The organism is Nonomuraea sp. IBHARD001 (assembly GCF_056106265.1).
Genome location: NZ_JBWBBW010000002.1, coordinates 2,734,445 through 2,752,561 on the forward strand (window position 1 = coordinate 2,734,445; position 18,117 = coordinate 2,752,561).

Below are 18,117 nucleotides of genomic sequence, written 5' to 3' on the forward strand. Positions count from 1 at the left end.
CCGATGTCACCGAGTGGTGACACAGGGTGACGTGCCCGGAGGATTAGGTGGACAAACGCCTTAGAAATCGGGAAATTACCGACTGATGACGTGGGAGGCGGCGGCCGAATCCCCGGAGAAGATGAGCGCGATCGCGAACACGGCCAGGCAGACCATGACGAGGGCGACCGGCCAGGCGTCCCAGCGCGAGGCGATGCGCTCGGCGCTCACCGCGGCGGAGCCGCCGTGCTCGGACAGCATGCGGACCAGCGCCGGGTCGTCGGCGGCGATCTGCTGCGCGATGGCGTCGAGCGACTTGAGCTCGCGACCGGTCAGAGCCATCCGTGAAACCTCCCTCGACAAGACCTTGAGGGATGTTTTATAGCTCTTTACCCGTTTTGTCCAAATTAATGGCGCCCGCCGCTGAGCGCCTCCGCACCGCCCACGATCTCGGTGATCTCGGTCGTGATCTCGGACTGGCGGGCCTCGTTGGCCTGCCGGGTCAGCTTGTCGATCAGCTCGTTGGCGTTCTCGGTCGCAGAGGTCATCGCCGTGCGCCTGGCGGCGTGCTCGGAGGCGGCCGAGGCCAGCAGCATGTGCCACACCCTGGCCCTGACGTACTTGCGCAGCAGTTCGTCCAGCACCGCCTGCGCCGACGGCTCGAACTCGTAAGGCGCGTCCGGCAGCCGTGTGCCCTCGGCGGCCTCCTCGCTCGCGCGCTCCTCGACCTCCATCGGCAGGATCCTGTGCACGACCGTGCGCTGGGTCAGCATCGAGACGAACTCGGTGTAGACGATGTGCACCCCGCCGACGCCGCCCTCCCTGGTCGGCATGTCGAAGGCGTCGATCAGCACCTGCCCGATCTCGGCCGCCGACGCGTACTCGGGATGGCCGGTGAACCCGGCCCAGCTGCCCGAGGTCTCGACGTGCCTGAAGCGGAACCAGTCGACGCCCTTGCGGCCGATCACATAGAAGACCGGCTCCTTGCCCTGCTCGCGCAGCAGGGTGGCCAGCGCCTGGCCCTGCCTGATCACATTGTGATTGAAACCACCACAGAATCCCTTGTCGCTCGTGATGAGCAGGATCGCCACCCGTGCGGTGTCCGGCTTGTCGTTGAGGAGCGCGTGGTTCATCTGCATGTGATGGCTGAGCAGAGCCGAGACCGCCTTGGAGATCTCCCGCGCGTACGGCGCCGCCGCGTCGGCTCTGGCGCGGGCCTTGCCCACCCGCGAGGAGGCGATGAGCTCCTGCGCTCTGGTGATCTTCGCCGTCGATTTGACAGACCTGATCCGCTGTCGGATCTGCCGGAGCTGTGCTCCCATATGCGTGACCCCCCGATCACCCGTAGTTAGCACAAGCGTAGCGCGAGGGGAGGCCGGGCCTATCGTGGCTGGTGGGTGCTGGTACTGTGTGTCCCGACCGACACCCTTTTAAGACCCGTCCAGTGAGGCGGGAAAGGTGGTGAGCTTCACCATGTCCGATTCCAGGGCCGTTCTCGAAGGCCCCGACATCCACCGGGCCCTCACCCGGATAGCGCACGAGATCCTCGAGCGCACCAAGGGAGCGGGAGACGTCGTTCTCCTGGGCATCCCCACGCGAGGCGCGACGCTGGCCCATCGGCTCGGCGCCCGCATCGAGGAGTTCGAGGGCGTCAAGATCCCGGTCGGCTCCATCGACATCACTATGTACCGCGACGATCTGCGCCTCAAGCCCGCGCGCCCGCTCGGCCGCACCGAGCTTCCCGCCGACGGCATCGACGGCAAGATCGTCGTGCTCGTCGACGACGTGCTCTTCTCCGGCCGCAGTGTGCGCGCCGCCCTCGACGCGCTCAACGACCTGGGCCGCCCCACCGCCGTTCAGCTCGCCATCCTGGTCGACCGGGGCCACCGCGAGCTTCCCATCCGCGCCGACTACGTCGGCAAGAACCTCCCGACCGCCAAGAGCGAGAAGGTCAAGGTCTACCTCTCCGAGACCGACGGGCGCGACGCAGTGCTTCTCATCAAGGGGGACGCCCAGTGAACCGCCATCTCATCTCCGCGGGCGACCTGTCCAAGGACGACGCCCTGCTCATCCTCGACACCGCCGAGGAACTGGCGAGGGTCTCGGAACGGTCCATCAAGAAGCTGCCCACGCTGCGCGGCCGTACGGTGGTCAACCTGTTCTTCGAGGACTCCACCCGCACGCGCATCTCGTTCGAGGCCGCGGCCAAGCGCATGTCGGCCGATGTCATCAACTTCTCGGCCAAGGGGTCGAGCGTGTCCAAGGGCGAGTCGCTCAAGGACACCGCGCTCACCCTTGAGGCCATGGGCGCCGACGCCGTCGTCATCAGGCACGGCGCCTCCGGCGCGCCGCACCGCCTGGCCAACTGGGTGCGCGGCAGTGTGGTCAACGCCGGTGACGGCACCCACGAGCACCCGACCCAGGCCCTGCTCGACGCCTTCTCCATGCGCCGCAGGCTCGGCGGGCTCGAAGGGCGCAAGGTCACCATCGTAGGCGACGTGCTGCACAGCAGGGTCGCCCGCTCCAACGTGCTGCTGCTGGCCACGCTCGGCGCCGACGTCACGCTCGTCGCACCGCCCACGCTGGTGCCGGTCTCGGTCGACACCTGGCCGTGCGAGGTCTCCTACGACCTGGACTCGGTGCTGCCCAAGTCCGACGTGGTGATGATGCTGCGCGTGCAGAAGGAGCGGATGAACGCCGCGTACTTCCCCAGCGAGCGCGAGTACTCCCGCCGCTACGGCCTCGACCGCGAGCGCTTCGCCAAGATGCCGGACGAGGCCATCGTGATGCACCCCGGTCCGATGAACAGGGGCATGGAGATCGCCGCCGAGGTGGCCGACTCCCCGCGCTCGACGATCGTCGAGCAGGTCGCCAACGGTGTGACCATCCGCATGGCCGTCCTCTACCTGCTGCTGGGCGGCGCCGACCTCGGGGGAGAGCTCTGATGCTGATCAAGAACGTCCGCATACTCGGCGGCGAGCCGCAGGACATCCGCATCGCCGACGGCGTCGTCACCGAGATCGGCTCCGGCCTCACCGGTGCGGAGCAGGTCGTCGACGGCGGCGGCGCCATCGCCCTGCCCGGCCTCGTCGACCTGCACACCCACCTGCGCGAGCCCGGCCGCGAGGACGCCGAGACCGTCCAGACGGGAACCCAGTCGGCCGCGCGCGGCGGCTACACGGCCGTGCACGCCATGGCCAACACGATGCCCGTCGCCGACACCGCGGGCGTCGTCGAGCAGGTCTGGCGGCTCGGCCAGGAGTTCGGCCACTGCGACGTGCAGCCGGTCGGCGCCGTCACGGTCGGCCTGGAGGGCAAGCAGCTGGCCGAACTCGGCGCCATGGCCGACTCGGCCGCCCGGGTCCGCGTCTTCTCCGACGACGGCAAGTGCGTCGACGACGCGGTGCTGATGCGCAGGGCGCTGGAGTACGTCAAGGCGTTCGACGGCGTCGTCGCCCAGCACGCGCAGGAGCCACGCCTGACCGCGGGCGCGCAGATGAACGAGGGCGTCGTCTCGGGCAGGCTCGGCCTGACCGGCTGGCCCGCCGTCGCCGAGGAGGCGATCATCGCACGCGACTGCCTGCTGGCCGCGCACGTCGGCTCCAGGCTGCACGTCTGCCACGTCTCGACCGCCGGGTCCGTCGAGATCATCCGCTGGGCCAAGGGCAAGGGCTGGAACGTCACGGCCGAGGTCACCCCCCACCACCTGCTGCTCACCGACGAGCTGGTCGAGCAGTCGCCCGTCGGCGCGTACAACCCGATCTACAAGGTCAACCCGCCGCTGCGCACCCGCGAGGACGTCGAGGCGCTGCGCGCGGCGCTGGCCGACGGCACCATCGACATCGTCGCCACCGACCACGCACCTCACCCTGTCGAGGACAAGGAGAGCGAGTGGGGCGCGGCGGCCATGGGCATGGTGGGCCTGGAGACCGCGCTGAGCGTCGTGCAGGAGGCCATGGTCGACACCGGCCTGCTCGACTGGGCGGCGGTCGCCGATCGCATGTCGATCGCGCCCGCCCGCATCGGCCGCCTCGACGGGCACGGCCGGGCCATCGAGGTCGGCGCCCCCGCCAACATCACGCTCTACGACCCCTCGGGGCGCGCCGAGGTCGACCCGGCGAGCTTCGCCTCCAAGAGCCGCAACACCCCCTACGAAGGCATGACCCTGCCCGGCCGGGTCACCGCCACGTTCCTCCGCGGCAAGCCGACAGTCCTCGAAGGGAAGCTCGCGTGACGCAAGCCGTACTCGTGCTGGAAGACGGTCGCGTCTTCCACGGAACCCCCTACGGCGCCGAGGGTGAGACCTACGGCGAGATGGTCTTCAACACCGGTATGACCGGCTACCAGGAGACCCTCACCGACCCCTCCTACCACCGCCAGATCGTCGCGATGACCGCCCCCCACATCGGCAACACCGGCGTCAACGACGAGGACCCCGAGTCCGGCCGCGTGTGGGTGGCCGGATACGTGGTGCGTGAGCCCGCGCGTGTGGTCTCCAACTGGCGGGCCGACCGCTCGCTCGACGCCTACCTCAAGGAGCAGGGCGTCGTCGGCATCGCCATCCCCGGCACCCGCGCGCTGACCCGCCACCTGCGCGAGCGCGGCGCCATGCGCGCCGGGATCTTCAGCGACCCCGATCAGCCGGTCGAGGCCCTGGTGGAGAAGGTGCGCCTGGCGCCCGCGATGGAGGGCGCCGACCTCGCGGCCGAGGTCGCGACCGCCGAGCCCTACGTGGTGCCCGCCGTCGGGGCCAGGAGGTTCACGGTCGCGGCCGTCGACCTCGGGATCAAGGGCATGACGCCGCACCGCATGGCCGAGCGCGGCTGCGAGGTGCACGTGCTGCCCGCGGGCGCCACGTTCGAGCAGATCATGGCCGTCGAGCCCGACGGCGTCTTCTTCTCCAACGGCCCGGGCGACCCCGCGACGGCGGACGTGTCGGCGCTGCGCGAGGTGCTGGCGGCCAAGGTGCCCTTCTTCGGCATCTGCTTCGGCAACCAGCTGTTCGGCAGGGCGCTCGGTCTGAGCACCTACAAGCTGCGCTACGGCCACCGGGGCGTCAACCAGCCCGTGCAGGATGTGCGCACCGGCAAGGTGGAGATCTCGGCGCACAACCACGGCTTCGCCGTCGAGGCCCCGCGCGGCGCCCCCTTCGACACCCCGTACGGCCGGGCCGAGGTCAGCCACGTCAACCTCAACGACGACTGCGTCGAGGGCCTGCGACTGCTCGACGGGCCCGCCTTCAGCGTGCAGTACCACCCCGAGGCGGCGGCCGGACCCCACGACGCCGCCTATCTGTTCGACCAGTTCGTTGAGCTTATGGAGGGTAAGGGTGCCTAAGCGCACGGACATTCAGTCGATCATGGTGATCGGCTCGGGACCGATCGTCATCGGGCAGGCGTGCGAGTTCGACTACTCGGGCACCCAGGCCTGCCGCGTGCTGCGCGCCGAGGGCTTCCGCGTGATCCTCGTCAACAGCAACCCGGCGACGATCATGACCGACCCCGAGTTCGCCGACGCCACCTACGTCGAGCCGATCACCCCCGAGTTCGTCGAGAAGATCATCGCCAAGGAGCGCCCCGACGCGCTGCTGCCCACGCTCGGCGGCCAGACCGCGCTCAACACCGCGGTCGCCCTGCACGAGGCCGGAGTGCTCGAGCGCTACGAGGTCGAGCTGATCGGCGCCGACTTCGACGCCATCCAGGCGGGCGAGAACCGCGAGATGTTCAAGGAGATCGTCGCCAAGGTCGCACGCGAGCACGGCCTCAACGCCGAGTCGGCGCGCTCCTACGTCTGCCACACCATGGACGAGTGCGTCGCCGCGTCGGGCGAGCTCGGCTTCCCGCTGGTCGTGCGGCCCTCCTTCACCATGGGCGGCGTCGGCTCGGGCTTCGCCTACGACGAGGGCGACCTGCGCCGCATCGCCGGGGCCGGGCTCGACGCCTCGCCGACCACCGAGGTGCTCCTGGAGGAGTCGATCCTCGGCTGGAAGGAGTACGAGCTGGAGGTCATGCGTGACAAGGCCGACAATGTGGTCATCGTGTGCTCCATCGAGAACATCGACCCGATGGGCGTGCACACCGGCGACAGCGTCACGGTCGCGCCCGCGCTGACCCTGACCGACCGCGAGTACCAGAACATGCGTGACGTCGCCATCGCGGTCATCCGCGAGGTCGGCGTCGACACCGGCGGCTGCAACATCCAGTTCGCCGTCGACCCGGTCACCGGCCGCATGGTCGTCATCGAGATGAACCCCCGCGTCTCGCGCTCGTCCGCACTCGCCTCCAAGGCCACCGGCTTCCCGATCGCCAAGATCGCCGCCAAGCTGGCCATCGGGTACACCCTGGACGAGATCCCCAACGACATCACCCGCGAGACGCCCGCCTCCTTCGAGCCCTCGCTCGACTACATCGTGGTCAAGGTGCCGCGTTTCGCCTTCGAGAAGTTCCGCGGCGCCGACCAGACGCTCACCACCCACATGAAGTCGGTGGGCGAGGCCATGGCGATCGGCAGGTCCTTCTCCGAGGCGCTGCAGAAGGCGCTGCGCTCGCTGGAGAAGAAGGGCTCCTCCTTCGGCTGGGCGGGTCCCGTCGAGCCGAAGGACGAACTGCTCGCGGCCTGCCGTACCCCTCATGACGGGCGGCTGCGCACGATGCAGCAGGCGATCAGGGCGGGGGCGAGCGCCGAGGAGCTGTTCGAGGCGACGAAGGTCGACCCGTGGTTCGTCGACCAGCTCTTCCTCATCGACGAGGAGGCCAGGGCGCTGGGCGACGCGCCCGAGCTGTCGCGCGAGGTGCTGGAGCGGGCCAAGCGCCACGGCTTCAGCGACGTGCAGATCGGCGAGCTGCGCGGCATCGACGAGGCCCGCGTGCGCGACCTGCGGCACGCGCTCGGCGTGCGGCCGGTCTACAACACCGTCGACACCTGCGCGGCCGAGTTCGCGGCCAAGACGCCCTACCTCTACTCGACCTACGACGAGGAGAGCGAGGTGCCCTTCGGCGATCGGCCCAAGGTGCTGATCCTCGGCTCGGGGCCCAACCGCATCGGACAGGGCATCGAGTTCGACTACGCGTGCGTGCACGCCTCGTTCGAGCTGTCGCGTGCCGGATACGAGACCGTCATGGTCAACTGCAACCCCGAGACCGTCTCGACCGACTACGACACCTCCGACCGGCTCTACTTCGAGCCGCTCACGCTGGAGGACGTCCTGGAGGTCGTGCACGCCGAGCAGCAGACCGGGCCGGTCGCGGGCGTCATCGTGCAGCTCGGCGGCCAGACGCCGCTGGGCCTCGCACAGGCGCTCAAGGACGCGGGCGTGCCCGTCGTCGGCACCTCGCCCGAGTCGATCCACCTGGCCGAGGAGCGCGGCGCCTTCGGGCGGGTGCTGGCCGAGGCCGGGCTGCCCGCGCCCAAGCACGGCACCGCGCTGACCGTCGCCGAGGCCCTGGCCATCGCCGACGAGATCGGCTACCCGGTGCTGGTACGCCCCTCCTACGTGCTGGGCGGCGCCGGCATGGCCATCGTCTACGACGACGCCACGCTGAGCACGTACATGGCGGCCCAGGAGGGCGGCCACCCGGTCCTGGTGGACAAGTTCCTCGACGAGGCCATCGAGATCGACGTCGACGCCCTGTTCGACGGCGAGGAGCTCTACCTGGGCGGCGTCATGGAGCACATCGAGGAGGCCGGTATCCACTCCGGCGACTCGGCGTGCGCGCTGCCGCCGATCACCCTGGGCGGCCACGACATCAAGCGCATCCGCGCCGCCACCGAGGGCATCGCACGCGGCGTCGGCGTCCGCGGCCTGATCAACGTGCAGTACGCCATGTCGGCCGGTGTGCTCTACGTCCTCGAGGCCAACCCGCGCGCCAGCCGTACCGTGCCGTTCGTGTCGAAGGCGACCGCGGTGCCGCTGGCCAAGGCGGCGGCCAGGGTGATGATGGGCGCCACGGTGGCCGAGCTACGGGCCGAGGGCATGCTGCCGGCCGAGGGCGACGGCGGCACGCTGCCGCTCGACGCCTCGATCGCGGTGAAGGAGGCCGTGCTGCCGTTCAACCGCTTCCGCGGCGTCGACATCGTGCTCGGGCCCGAGATGCGCTCGACGGGTGAGGTCATGGGCATCGACGAGTTCTTCGGCACCGCCTACGCCAAGTCGCAGGCCGCGGCCTACGGCGAACTGCCGACCAAGGGCAGGGCCTTCGTCTCGGTCGCGAACAGGGACAAGCGGGCCATGATCTTCCCGGTCCGGGCGCTCGCCGACCTCGGTTTCGAGATTCTGGCCACGGAGGGCACGGCCGAGGTGCTGCGCCGAAACGGAGTCCATGCCAAGATCGTGCGCAAGCAGAGTGAGGGAGCGGGGCCTGACGGTGAGCCGACGATCGTGCAGCGCATCCTCGACGGCGAGGTCGACCTGATCGTGAACACGCCCTTCGGCAGTCCCGGTCAGTCCGGCCCTCGCCTCGACGGCTACGACATCCGCACCGCCGCCGTGCTGCGCGGGATCCCGTGCATCACGACGGTCCAGGGGCTCGCGGCCGCCGCCGCCGGCATCCAGGCCATCGGCAGGGGCGACGTCGGCGTGCGCTCGCTGCAGGAGCACGCGCGGGCGTTGCGGGGATGACCGCCCCAGGGCGGTGAGCCAGGGAGGGCCCGCCTTCGCGCGAGACTCCAGGGAGCACCGCCACCGGTGGCGGCTTCGGCACGGAGGTGAGGGAGACGGCCGGGACTCCGGTGCAGGTGACGGGCACGGTGCTGACCACGCGCCGGGTCGACGCCTACCATGCGCTGACCGTCGTCGCGCCCGGCGTCGCCGAGAGGTTCCGGCCTGGCCAGTTCATCTCGGTCGCGGTCGGCGGCGCGCACACCTCGATGGTGACGCGCCGCGCCTTCTCCGTGCACGACGTCAAGCCCGACTACGGCGGCACGGTGGAGTTCGTCTTCACCGTCGCGGGTCCCGGCACGACGTGGCTGGCCGAGCGCCGCGCCCGCGACACCCTCGACATCGTCGGGCCGCTCGGCAGGCCGTTCCCGCTGCCCCGCGACCCGGCGACGTGCGTGCTGGTCGGGTCGGAGTACGGCTCGGCCTCGCTGTTCGCGGTCGCCGACGCGCTGCTGGAGCGCGGCTGCCGCATCGACTTCGTGCTGGGCGCCTCCAGCGCCGACCGTGTGTTCGGCGCGATGCGGGCCCGCCGTATGGCCACCACGACCGCGCTGACGACCGAGGACGGCTCGCTGGGGCTGCGCGGCCGGGTGACCGACGTGCTGCCTTCGGTCATCGCCGAGACGCGGGCCGACGTGGTCTACGCGTGCGCGCCCATGGACGTGCTGCGCGGCGTCACCGCGGTGGCGATCGAGTTCGACATCCCGGTGCAGGTCGCGGTCGAGGAGGCGATGGCCTGCGGCATCGGCGTGTGCATGACCTGCGTGCTGCCGGTGATCGGCGACGACGGGGTCACCAGGATGGTGCGCGCCTGCGCGGAGGGGCCGGTCTTCCGCGGGGAGCGGGTGCGTTTCGAGGACGTGGGAACGATCCCGTTCGACGCCCTGGGAGCGCCTGGTGGAGGAGCCCGAAATGTCAGTTGAGCGCCATGGCAGTTGATATGCGGACTTTTCTGGCCCATGTCGAGCTGTCCAATCCGATCACCACGGCCGCCGGATGCGCCGGATCGGGACGCGAACTGGCCCAGTTCTTCGACCTGCACCGCCTCGGCGCACTCGTCACCCGTTCGATCACCATGGCGCCCCGCGCGGGCCGCCCCACCCCCCGCATGGCCGAGACCGCGTCGGGCATGCTCAACGCCGTCGGCCTCCAGGGGCCCGGCATCGACCAGTTCCTCGAGCGCGAACTGCCCTGGCTGGCCCAGCGGGGCATCAGGACCGTCGTGTCGATCGGCGGCGGCACCGTGGCCGAGTACGCCGCGCTGGCCCGCAGGCTCACCGACGCGCCCGGCGTGACGGCCGTCGAGGTCAATCTGGCCTGTCCGAACATCGAGGACAGAGGACGCGTGTTCGCCCGTGACGGCGTGGCCGCGGCCGAGGTGATCGGGTCGGTCAGGTCGGTCATGCGCTACGACGTCCCCGTGATCGGCAAGCTGTCGCCGGACGTGGCCGACATCGTGGCCGTCGCCCGCGCGTGCGTGGACGCAGGTGCGGACGCGCTCTCCATGATCAACAATCCGCTCGGCATGAGCATCGACACCACGACGCTGCGGCCCTCGCTCGCCGCCGTCACCGGTGGCCTGTCGGGACCGGCGATCCTGCCCATCGCCGTGCGCTGCGTCTGGCAGGTGCACGCCGCGCTGCCCGGGGTGCCGCTGATCGGCGTCGGCGGGGTGCTCACCGGGCGCGACGCCTTCGAACTCGTCCTGGCCGGGGCCTGCGCGGTCTCCGTGGGCACCGCGCTGTTCCACGACCCCTACGCCTGCCTGCGCATCCAGCGTGAGCTTGAGGACCTGCTGCAGGCCCGCGGCTTCCACCGCCTGGCCGACGCCGTCGGGCTCGCCCACCGGCCGCCCGGCAGCACGGCCAGGCACCTGGAGGAGAGCGCGCTGTGATCTCCTCCTCGCCCGGTTTCCCATCGACTCGGCACGTCTCGGGCGTGCCCAGCCCTTTCTAGGAGAAGCACCTGTGACGCCCGCACCCATCGCCGTCGCCCTGGACGCACCCGACCTGGAGACGGCGGCCCGCTGGGCCTCCCTCGTGACGCCGCACGTGAGCACCGTCAAGGTCGGCCTTGAGCTCTACCTGCGCTACGGGCCCGACGTCATCGCCTCCGTACGGGGGGCCAGCGGCGTTGAGGTCTTCCTCGACCTCAAGCTGCACGACATCCCCAACACCGTCGCGGGCGCCACGAAGGCCGTGGCCAGGCTCAGGCCCGCCATCCTGACCGTGCACGCGGCCGGAGGCCCGGCGATGATCAGGGCGGCCGTGGAGGCCGCGCCGCACACGAAGATCGCGGCGGTCACCGTGCTCACCTCACTGTCGGAGGCCGACCTCGCGCTGATCGGCATCAACGGCGCCGCCGACGACGCCGTACGCCGCCTGGCCGCCCTGGCCGTCGGCGCCGGGGCGAGGGCCCTGGTGTGCTCGCCGCACGAGGTCGCCGCCGTACGCGCCGAGGTGGGGCCCGGCATCACGCTCATCACACCGGGCGTACGGCCCGCCGGGGCCGACACGCAGGACCAGGCGCGCGTGGCGACGCCGGAGCGGGCGCTGGCCGACGGGGCCGACCTCCTGGTGATCGGCCGCCCGATCACCGGCTCCGCCGACCCCGGCGCTACGGCGGCGACGATCGCGGCGGGCCTGCGCAGGACCGCGGCGTCCTGAGGTGTCGCCACGTTCCTGAGGTTCTCCCGAGGCGTCAGCGGTCGCGAGGTCCTTCGCCGGACCGCGACTTCCCGAGATGTCGGTGAAGCGGGCGGCTCGGGAGTGCCTTCCCGGGGCGTCCGCGAGGCGGGCCGTTCGCGAGGGGCTCCGCCCGGCCGGGCCGGTTGGCGGTGCGCGTGGCTTTGCTCGCCGTACGGTGGTCGCGGCTGGGGAGGGCGGCGCGCGAAGGGAGGGCGTCGTCCCTGCACGAGGGGTGGTTTCGGGTGGGTTTGGGGCGTGCTGCGGCTCGATTCGTGGTGGGCTGCCGGAGGCGGGAGTAGCGCCTCGGGCGGGGTGAAACGATCTTGCCACGGTTCGGGGGCGTCATGTGGGCAGATGGCGGAAAACCCGGAAGTGAGGGCATTTTGATCTACGCAGCGTGGTTTTATGAGCACACAAAGTCATGAAGAGGCCTTTGTGATGAGAGAAACCGCTCTTGACGTTGCCATAGTGCCCATGACCAGCTAGTTTCCCTTCCCGTCCGAGTACATCGACAGAAATTCGAGGTGACCCGGCGTGGCTCTTCCTCCCCTGACCCCTGAGCAGCGCGCCGCAGCCCTTGAGAAGGCTGCCAAGGCCCGTAAAGAGCGTGCCGAGGTCAAGAACCGGCTCAAGCACGGCGCGGTTTCTCTGGCTGAGGTGCTCAAGGATGGGCAGACCGACGACGTCATCGGCAAGATGAAGGTGTCGGCACTTCTCGAGTCGCTCCCTGGCGTGGGCAAGGTCCGCGCCAAGCAGTTGATGGAGCGGCTTGGTATTGCCGAGTCCCGCCGCGTGCGGGGACTCGGTGCGAACCAGAGGGCCTCTCTGGAGCGCGAGTTCGGCGGCGGCGAGGGCTAACCTCGTTCCGTACGAACGTGTAGGTCCAACGGGGGGTTTGAAGTGTCCGAGTCCAGCAGTGTTCCAAGGACGCACGAAGGTCACTTTCCGCCCTCCAGGCGCCTGACGGTCCTGTCAGGGCCGTCGGGCGTCGGCAAGTCCACGGTCGTCGCCGAGCTCCGGCGGGCACACCCAGAGGTGTGGCTGTCGGTCTCGGTGACCACCAGGAAGCCGCGCCCCGGCGAGGTCCACGGCGTGGAGTACTTCTTCGCCACCGACGCCGAGTTCGACGCCATGGTCGCATCGGGCGAGCTGCTGGAGTGGGCCGAGTTCGCGGGCAACCGCTACGGCACCCCCCGCGACGCCGTGCTGGAGAAGCTGGCGGCGGGTGTGCCCACGGTGCTGGAGATCGATCTCCAGGGCGCACGCCAGGTACGGCAGAGCATGCCCGACGCGCTGCTCGTCTTCCTCGCCCCCCCGACGTGGGAGGAGCTGGAGAAGCGCCTGCGCGGCCGGGGCACCGAGCCCGAGGACGTCATCGCGCGCCGTCTCGACGCCGGCCGGATCGAGATGGCCGCCGAGAAGGAGTTCGACACCACGCTGGTGAACACGACCGTCCAGGAAGTGTGCCACCGGCTGATAGCCTTGATGACTGACCCTCTGGGGGTCGCAGTCGTTTCCAACCGAGAGGTCTGACAACGTGGCAGGCATTGCCCCGGTGGCCGAGGGCATCACCAACCCGCCCATCGACGCGCTCCTCGACATCGTCGACAGCAAGTACTCCCTCGTGATCATGGGTGCGAAGCGCGCGCGCCAGATCAACGCCTACTACTCCCAGCTCGGCGAGGGCCTGCTGGAGTATGTCGGCCCCCTGGTCGAGACGCACGCCCAGGAGAAGCCGCTGTCCATCGCGCTGCGCGAGGTGTCCGAGGGCCTGCTCAACGCCGAGCCCATCGAGGGCTAGTTGCCCAGCGTCGTCCTGGGCGTCAGCGCCGGCATCGCCGCGTACAAGGCGTGCGAGCTGCTGCGCCTGTTCACCGAGTCCGGGCACGACGTCCGTGTGGTGCCGACCCGCGAAGCCCTGCGCTTCGTGGGTGAGCCCACGTGGGCGGCGCTGTCCGGCCATCCGGTGAGCACCGAGGTGTGGGACTCCGTGCACGAGGTGCCGCACGTGCGCATCGGGCAGGACGCCGACCTCGTGATCGTCGCACCCGCCACCGCCGACGTGCTGGCCAAGGCCGCACACGGGCTCGCGGGCGACCTGCTCACCAACACGCTGCTCACCGCCAGGTGTCCCGTGGTGTTCGCACCCGCGATGCACACCGAGATGTGGGAGCATCCCGCCACCCGTGCCAATGTGGCGACGCTGCGCGAGCGTGGTTCGATCGTCATCGAGCCCGCCGTCGGCCGGTTGACCGGCGCCGACACCGGCCAGGGGCGGCTGCCCGACCCTTCGGAGATCTTCCAGGTCTGCCGTCGCGTGCTGTCCGGCCGTCCGCGCGACCTGGCTGGCAGGCGGGTGCTGATCTCGGCGGGCGGCACCCGTGAGGCCATCGATCCGGTGCGTTTCATCGGCAACCGCTCCTCGGGGCTGCAGGGCTACGCGTTCGCCCGCACGGCGGTGGCCAGAGGGGCCGATGTCACCCTCGTCTCGGCCAATGTCGCACTGCCCGATCCGGCCGGAGCCCGTGTCGTGCGGGTGGAGTCGGCGCTGGAGTTGCATGCCGAGATCGTCTCGCGTGCGGCCGAGGCGGACATCGTGGTGATGGCCGCGGCCGTGGCCGACTTCCGACCGGCCGAGCGCCATGACTCCAAGATCAAGAAGACGTCGGCCGAGCCCGGGGCGATCTCGCTGGTGCAGAACCCCGACATCCTCGCCGAGCTCGGCGAGCGCCGCACGGCCGGGCAGGTCCTGGTGGGCTTCGCCGCCGAGACCGACGACGTGCTGGCCAACGGCCAGGCCAAACTGGCCCGCAAGCGCTGCGACCTCCTCGTGGTCAACCAGGTCGGCAACGGCCTCGCCTTCGGCACCCCGGACAACGCGGCCGTGGTGCTGGTGGCCGGGGGAGAGGCGGTCGAGGTGCCACGGGGTCCGAAGGAGGACCTGGCCGACACCGTCTGGGACCTCGCGGCCAAGCGCTTGGTTTGAGCGGCGGGCGTGCTGGTCTGAGGGTGCGCCGGCTTGAGGGCGTGCTGGTCTGAAGGCGCTCTGGTTTGAGGGTTCTTCTGTCTGTGTACACCCTGGCCCGCGTACGCCCGAGCAGTGTGCACTCCGGCTTGGGCTTGCCTCGACCGGTGTGTCCTCGGCCTGTGCTCAACCCCACCACGGCACTGCCCTGACCTGGGCGTACTGCTATATGCCGTCATGTGTGTGGTTTGGGTTATGTGGGGATTAGTCACTCAAGAAGGGTGAATCTTCGCAAACGTGACGGGGGCGTCGGGTGGGGTTTCTTCTACGCGCGGTTGCCGCCCTTGTCGTGCTGATGGGGCTGTTCGCGCCGGCCGTGCATGCCGACGAGCCCATGGATCTCACCCAGGTGATCACCGACCCGCAGAACGTGCTCGGCGAGCGCCGTCCGGAGGTGCAGAGCGCGATCACCACGCTGGAGTCGGACGAGGGCGTGCGGCTGTATGTCGCGTACGTGCCGGACTTCTCGGGGATGAACGCGACCACCTGGGCCGATCGCAGTGCGCAGGCCACGGGGATGGGCAGGGACGACCTGCTGCTCGCGGTCGCCACGCAGGAGAGGCGTTACGGGATCTCGGTGGCGCCCGACTCGCCGATCACCGACGAGCAGGTCACGCGGGTGGCGCAGGAGGCCGTGGTGCCCGCGTTGCGGGACAACGACTGGGCGGGTGCGGCGATCGGCGCGGCCGAGGGATTCGGCTCGGTGCTGGGCGGCGCCCCGTCCGGCGGGGGCGGGAGCGGGGCCGCTCTGCTCATCGGGCTGCTCGTGGTGGTCGTCGTGGGCGTGGGTGTGTTCGTCTTCGTCAGGCGCAGGCGCACGGCCAAGGTGTCCGGGCAGTTGCACGAGCTCGACCTGGAGGCGGGCCGCGCCCTGGTGACGACCGACGACGCGGTCAAGACGTCGGAGCAGGAGATCGGCTTCGCGGCGGCGCAGTTCGGCGACGAGTCGACCAGCAGGTTCACCGAGGCGCTCGGGTACGCCAAGGGCGAGTTGCGCGAGGCGTTCCGGCTGCGCCAGGAGCTCGACGACGACAAACCGGAAACGCCCGAACAGCGCCGGGCGATGCTCCAGGAGATCCTCACGCGCTGCGCCGACGCCAACGCCAGGCTGGACGCCGAGTCCGAGGCGTTCGACCGGCTGCGCGACCTGGAGTCGCAGGCGCCCCAGGTGCTGGCCGACGTCGAACAGGCGCAGCGCGAGGTGACCCCGGCCGTCGACCAGGCGAGGGCGGTCCTGGCCGAGGCGCTGACCAGGTACGCGCCGAGCGCCCTGACGCCGGTCGCCGCCAACTGCGACGAGGCGGCCAGCAGGCTCGGCTTCGCCGCCCAGAACGCCGATGCGGCCCGCGCCGACCTCGCGGCGGGCGAGAACTCCAAGGCCGTCGTGCCGCTGCTGGCCGCCCAGTCGGCCGTCGACCAGGCCAGGCAGCTGCTGCAGGCGGTCGGCCGCCGGGTCGAGGAGCTGGACCAGGCGGCCGTGGGACTGCGACCGGCGCTCGAACTCGTCTCGGCCAACCTCGCGGCGGGCAAGGCGCTGGCCGCCGACAAACGCTGGAACGCCGATCTGTCGGCCCACATCGCCTTCGCCGAGACAGCCGCCACCCAGGTCGCCCAGGCCGTCGTCTCGGGCCCGGTCGACCCGATCGCCGCGCTGCGCCGGGTGGAGGAGGCGCAGCGGGCACTCGACCAGGCCATGGCGGGCGTGCGCGATCGGCAGGCCAGGCAGGAGCAGGCCAGGGGCATGCTGGAGCAGGCCCTGCTGGCCGCCCGCAGCGAGATCGGCGCCACCCAGGACTTCATCACCACCAACAGGGGCGCGATCGGCAGCACGGCGCGTACCCGGTTGGCCGAGGCCAAGCGACTGCTGCACCAGGCCGAGGCGCAGGCGTCCGACGACCCGGTGAACGCCCTGGCCGCCGCCCAGCGGGCCGACGCGCTCGCCGAGGAGGCGGGCCGCGCGGCCAGGAGCGAGGCGGGCGCGTTCGGCAGGCCGCAGGGCCGGGGCCAGGGGCAGGGCGGCGGGGCCGGAGCCATGATGGGCGCCGTGCTCGGCGGCATCCTCATCGAGAGCATGCGGGGATCGGCCGCCCAGCCCAGCAGAGGCGGTGGCGGCGCCGTACCCCGCAGGACCTCTGCGCCGGGCAGCTTCGGCGGCGCCCGCACCCGCGGACGCAGGGGCACGGGGGGCGGGTTCTGACCCACAGACCACAGACCACAGACCCACAAACCACAGACCACAGGTACGCGGGGCACGGGGTGCACGCGTGATCGGAACGCGGCGGGCGAAGGGTCCGCGCGGCGGATACGTACACGGGGGAACAGCAGATGACCAAGCAGTCGATCTTCGGGCGGGTGGCTCAGCTGGCGAGGGCGAACATCAACGCCCTGCTCGACTCGGCCGAGGACCCGGGCAAGATGCTCGACCAGATGGTGCGCGACTACTCCGACAACATCGCGGAGGCCGAGCAGGCGATCGCCCAGACGATCGGCGGGCTGCGGATGGTCGAGGCCGACTACGACGAGGACGTGCGGGCGGCGCAGGAGTGGGGCCGCAAGGCGCTGGCCGCCAGCCAGCGCGCCGACCAGATGCGCGCGGCCGGGCAGAGCGCCGAGGCCGACAAGTTCGACGCGCTGGCCAAGGTCGCCCTGGGCAGGCAGATGGCCTCGGAGAAGGAGGCCAGGGACGCCGAGCCGGGCATCGCCTCCCAGCGTGAGGTGGTGGACAAGCTCAAGGCGGGCCTGCAGCAGATGAAGCTGAAGCTGACCGAGCTGAAGTCCAAGCGCGACGAGCTGGTCTCCAGGTCGAAGACCGCGCAGGCCCAGGCGCAGGTCCAGGACGCGATCAAAAGCATCGACATCCTCGACCCGACCAGCGAGGTCAGCAGGTTCGAGGAGAAGATCAGGCGCGAGGAGGCCAAGGTCATCGGCGCGCAGGAGCTGGCCGCGTCCTCGCTCGACGCCCAGTTCGAGTCGCTGGAGGACCTGGGGCAGCAGAGCGAGATCGAGGCCAGGCTGGCGGAGCTGAAGTCGGGCGGCGCCAAGGTCGTCCCGATGCCCGCTCCCGCCGCGCAGATCACCTCGCAGCGCCCGCCCGCCGGCACCGCCTGAGCCCCGGACGGCAGGCCCTTGGCACGGGTGCCTCCGTATCGTCATCCGTAGCCGCATCCGTGTCCGGCAGGCCCGGCGCGGGTGCGGTATATCGGGCGTGCGCGCCGTGTGTGAGCAGGTGGGCGCGGTCGGTGCGCTTACCCGATCGAGTGTTGCGGCGCCGGGTGCCGCCTGCGGATACTGAGGGTTCGCAGGCGTGGCCACGGGGGGATGCGATGCCGGTCAGTTCGGCCGTCAGGGATCGTTGCAAGGCCCTGCTGCGTCCGGGTGAGAAGATCAGCTACGTCTTCCCCGCGATCTCCATCGGGCCGCCGGGCGTCGCGAACTTCCTCATCGTGGTCAGCGATCTGACGATCTCCGTGCTCGCCACCAAGATGTTCAGGCACGACCGCCCGATCTCGGTCTACGCCAGCCACCCCAGGGCCACCAGACTCGGTCCCATCACGCACGCGCCCGGCCCGGTGATCGAGCTCGGCACGATGACGTTCGAGGTGGACGAGGAGTACGCCGCCGTGGTCGCCGCCGCCGACGCCGAGGTGTTCGCGCCCGAGCTGATGCCTCGCGACCCGCTTCCCGATCTCTGAATTCCGGGGGCGTCGAGCACGTCGTGGTGGGTGCCCCAAATCGACCGATCTGTGAGACGATTTCGCGACGCCCTTCAG

Annotated in this window: 17 protein-coding genes; 15 read left to right on the forward strand and 2 right to left on the reverse strand. The window is 70.5% G+C overall.

Annotated features, from left to right (window positions below; genetic code table 11):
- Nucleotides 1-75: 75 nt before the first annotated feature.
- Together ACTWNK_RS14690 and ACTWNK_RS14695 are read right to left on the reverse strand one after the other, a co-directional pair.
- Complete coding sequence (locus ACTWNK_RS14690) at nt 76-321, reverse strand: DUF3040 domain-containing protein (RefSeq protein WP_474304501.1); 246 nt, start codon at nt 319-321, stop codon at nt 76-78.
- Between the two features lie 65 nt (nt 322-386).
- On the reverse strand, nt 387-1,301 hold the full coding sequence (locus ACTWNK_RS14695; RefSeq protein ID WP_474304502.1) for a F0F1 ATP synthase subunit gamma: 915 nt from the start codon (nt 1,299-1,301) through the stop codon (nt 387-389).
- Between the two features lie 151 nt (nt 1,302-1,452).
- On the opposite strand from ACTWNK_RS14695, the gene pyrR reads away from it, so the two are divergent.
- The 15 genes from pyrR to ACTWNK_RS14770 all read left to right on the forward strand — a co-directional run bounded on the left by pyrR (nt 1,453) and on the right by ACTWNK_RS14770 (nt 18,039).
- The gene (gene pyrR / locus ACTWNK_RS14700) at nt 1,453-1,998 is read left to right on the forward strand and encodes a bifunctional pyr operon transcriptional regulator/uracil phosphoribosyltransferase PyrR (RefSeq protein ID WP_474304503.1); all 546 of its coding nucleotides are present in this window, start codon (nt 1,453-1,455) and stop codon (nt 1,996-1,998) included.
- The gene (locus tag ACTWNK_RS14705; protein ID WP_474304504.1) at nt 1,995-2,924 is read left to right on the forward strand and encodes an aspartate carbamoyltransferase catalytic subunit; all 930 of its coding nucleotides are present in this window, start codon (nt 1,995-1,997) and stop codon (nt 2,922-2,924) included. Before pyrR ends, ACTWNK_RS14705 begins: the two co-directional genes overlap by 4 nt.
- The gene (locus ACTWNK_RS14710; RefSeq protein ID WP_474304505.1) at nt 2,924-4,213 is read left to right on the forward strand and encodes a dihydroorotase; all 1,290 of its coding nucleotides are present in this window, start codon (nt 2,924-2,926) and stop codon (nt 4,211-4,213) included. The genes ACTWNK_RS14705 and ACTWNK_RS14710 overlap by 1 nt, the downstream gene beginning before the upstream one ends.
- Entirely contained in the window at nt 4,210-5,316 is a 1,107-nt protein-coding gene (carA, locus tag ACTWNK_RS14715) for a glutamine-hydrolyzing carbamoyl-phosphate synthase small subunit (RefSeq protein ID WP_474304506.1), read from the forward strand. The genes ACTWNK_RS14710 and carA overlap by 4 nt, the downstream gene beginning before the upstream one ends.
- Complete coding sequence (gene carB, locus ACTWNK_RS14720; protein ID WP_474304507.1) at nt 5,309-8,596, forward strand: carbamoyl-phosphate synthase large subunit; 3,288 nt, start codon at nt 5,309-5,311, stop codon at nt 8,594-8,596. The genes carA and carB overlap by 8 nt, the downstream gene beginning before the upstream one ends.
- An 86-nt stretch (nt 8,597-8,682) precedes the next feature.
- Nucleotides 8,683-9,558 carry a dihydroorotate dehydrogenase electron transfer subunit gene (locus ACTWNK_RS14725; protein ID WP_474304508.1) on the forward strand — a complete coding sequence of 292 codons (876 nt, stop codon included), beginning with the start codon at nt 8,683-8,685 and terminating at the stop codon, nt 9,556-9,558.
- Nucleotides 9,559-9,563: 5 nt separating this feature from the next.
- On the forward strand, nt 9,564-10,529 hold the full coding sequence (locus tag ACTWNK_RS14730; RefSeq protein WP_474304509.1) for a dihydroorotate dehydrogenase: 966 nt from the start codon (nt 9,564-9,566) through the stop codon (nt 10,527-10,529).
- 73 nt (nt 10,530-10,602) lie between these two features.
- Nucleotides 10,603-11,301, forward strand: a complete 699-nt coding sequence (gene pyrF, locus ACTWNK_RS14735; protein ID WP_474304510.1) for an orotidine-5'-phosphate decarboxylase — start codon at nt 10,603-10,605, stop codon at nt 11,299-11,301.
- Between the two features lie 555 nt (nt 11,302-11,856).
- Entirely contained in the window at nt 11,857-12,180 is a 324-nt protein-coding gene (gene mihF, locus ACTWNK_RS14740) for an integration host factor, actinobacterial type (RefSeq protein WP_474304511.1), read from the forward strand.
- A gap of 42 nt (nt 12,181-12,222) precedes the next feature.
- The gene (gene gmk / locus ACTWNK_RS14745; RefSeq protein ID WP_474304512.1) at nt 12,223-12,855 is read left to right on the forward strand and encodes a guanylate kinase; all 633 of its coding nucleotides are present in this window, start codon (nt 12,223-12,225) and stop codon (nt 12,853-12,855) included.
- Between the two features lie 4 nt (nt 12,856-12,859).
- A complete protein-coding gene (rpoZ, locus tag ACTWNK_RS14750) occupies nt 12,860-13,123 on the forward strand; it encodes a DNA-directed RNA polymerase subunit omega (protein ID WP_474304513.1) in 264 nt (87 codons plus the stop codon).
- A complete protein-coding gene (coaBC, locus tag ACTWNK_RS14755) occupies nt 13,124-14,308 on the forward strand; it encodes a bifunctional phosphopantothenoylcysteine decarboxylase/phosphopantothenate--cysteine ligase CoaBC (protein ID WP_474304514.1) in 1,185 nt (394 codons plus the stop codon).
- Nucleotides 14,309-14,642: 334 nt separating this feature from the next.
- Nucleotides 14,643-16,544, forward strand: coding sequence for a TPM domain-containing protein (locus tag ACTWNK_RS14760; protein WP_474304515.1), 1,902 nt, complete (start codon nt 14,643-14,645; stop codon nt 16,542-16,544).
- Between the two features lie 128 nt (nt 16,545-16,672).
- On the forward strand, nt 16,673-17,455 hold the full coding sequence (locus ACTWNK_RS14765) for a PspA/IM30 family protein (RefSeq protein ID WP_474304516.1): 783 nt from the start codon (nt 16,673-16,675) through the stop codon (nt 17,453-17,455).
- A 215-nt stretch (nt 17,456-17,670) separates the two neighbouring features.
- Nucleotides 17,671-18,039, forward strand: a complete 369-nt coding sequence (locus tag ACTWNK_RS14770; protein WP_474304517.1) for a hypothetical protein — start codon at nt 17,671-17,673, stop codon at nt 18,037-18,039.
- Nucleotides 18,040-18,117 lie beyond the last annotated feature (78 nt).